Below are 1,535 nucleotides of genomic sequence, written 5' to 3' on the forward strand. Positions count from 1 at the left end.
AACTGTGGTGAACAGATATAAGTGGGTGACCAATTGATAGATACCATGAACGTAGATGGGCGTTGTCCGGTGAACGCGACGAAGACATCGTTTACGCTACTGGAAACCCTCGCCGCCGACGGTCCGCTCGGGGTGACGGAACTGGCCTCCCGAATCGACACGACGAAGGGAACCGTCCACAACCACCTGACGACGTTGCGTAGCTTGGGATACGTCAAACAGGTCGATGGCCGATACGACCTCACGCTTCGCTCGCTCGCGACGGGCGAGCGAACGAGGGATCGGATGCAGTTGTTCCGGGTCGCAAAGCCGTATCTGGACAACCTCACGAAGACGACCGGCGAGTACGCCGGTCTCTACGTCGGGGAAGCGGGTTGCGCGACTCGCGTATATCACGCGACCTGCTCCGATTCGTGGTCCCCTTCGTCGGTCAACGGCGATCAAGTGCCGTTGTACGCCACCGCGGCCGGGAAAGCGATACTCTCCTCCATGTCCGACGACCGCGTCGAGGACTGTATCCGACACCACGGATTGGACCGCTATACCGACGGGACGATTACCGACTCGTCACGGTTGTTCGAACAGTTGCGAAAGGTGCGTGACGACGGCGTCGCGTACAGCCGCGGGGAACGAATCGAGGACGTGAACGGTGTCGCCGCTCCGATCCGTGGCGGCGACACCGACGGACGGGCGGCCATCTGCGTCGTCGGTCCGGACGAGGTCCTCCACGGACGACATTTCGAGGAGGACGTCACGGGACAGGTGTTCAGCACCGCGAAGAAGATAGAACTCGACCTGCGTTCGGCGTGATGCGTTCGACTTCCTACCGCGTTCGGCGTAACGTGTTCAACGTAATGCGTTCGACGTAATTCGTTCAACTCTCCTAAACACGTGTAACCGAGCGGCTGACCGTCAGCAGTAGAACGTCCGTTCCACGAAGGTCATTACACCAATATGCCTGTAATGGATCGTTGGTTCGGCTGGAGACCAGAACGACGAGAATCCCGCAGACCACGAGTTCGTTCTCGATACCAGAACACAATGTGGTCACTTGACCATCATCTACGGCCTCGTATTTTCCCGTACCACTCTTCGAATGCGGTGCTGTCCCTGTTTTAGCGGGGACGTCGAACGAACGGGAGCGACGGTCGCGGTCAACCGGATTCTGATATCCAGAACACGATGGAACGTGATTTCGTAGTAACTGCTCCACGAAGACGGATCGGAACGGCGTCCCGGCGTCCCTCGTTCGCCGACCAGCGTCGGGGACGTCCCGTAACCGTCCGGGCGACGTCGGCAGTCGAGGATAGCCGTCGCTATCCCGTCGGGCGTGTCGTGCTATCGGATTAGACGCTCACCGTTCCGTTGACGAGTCGTCCGATACGATCGATGTCGATGGTAACCTCGTCTCCCTCAGTGAGGGTGAACGACTCCGGCGGCACGAGCGCAGTTCCGGTGAGTAGAACCAGCGTTTCGGGGAGCGAGTTGTGCCGTTCGAGATACGAGACGAGTTCCTCGCAGGTGGTCGCCATCTC

At 59.4% G+C, this 1,535-nt stretch carries 2 protein-coding genes; one reads left to right on the plus strand and one right to left on the minus strand.

Annotation, left to right across the window (positions count from 1 at the left end; translation table 11 throughout):
• Nucleotides 1-45: 45 nt before the first annotated feature.
• Nucleotides 46-810, plus strand: a complete 765-nt coding sequence (locus WBV42_RS03980; RefSeq protein WP_423984886.1) for an IclR family transcriptional regulator — start codon at nt 46-48, stop codon at nt 808-810.
• A gap of 536 nt (nt 811-1,346) precedes the next feature.
• Here WBV42_RS03980 and WBV42_RS03985 read toward each other — a convergent pair.
• A partial coding sequence (locus tag WBV42_RS03985) for a fumarylacetoacetate hydrolase family protein (RefSeq protein ID WP_423984887.1) occupies nt 1,347-1,535 on the minus strand: 189 nt, incomplete at its 5' end.

This window comes from Haladaptatus sp., from assembly GCF_049589095.1.
Taxonomy (GTDB): domain Archaea; phylum Halobacteriota; class Halobacteria; order Halobacteriales; family Haladaptataceae; genus Haladaptatus.

Coding starts and splice junctions, on each gene's coding strand:
- WBV42_RS03980 (WP_423984886.1), top strand. CDS start 46: ATGAACGTAGATGGGCGTTGTCCGGTGAACGCGACGAAGACATCGTTT.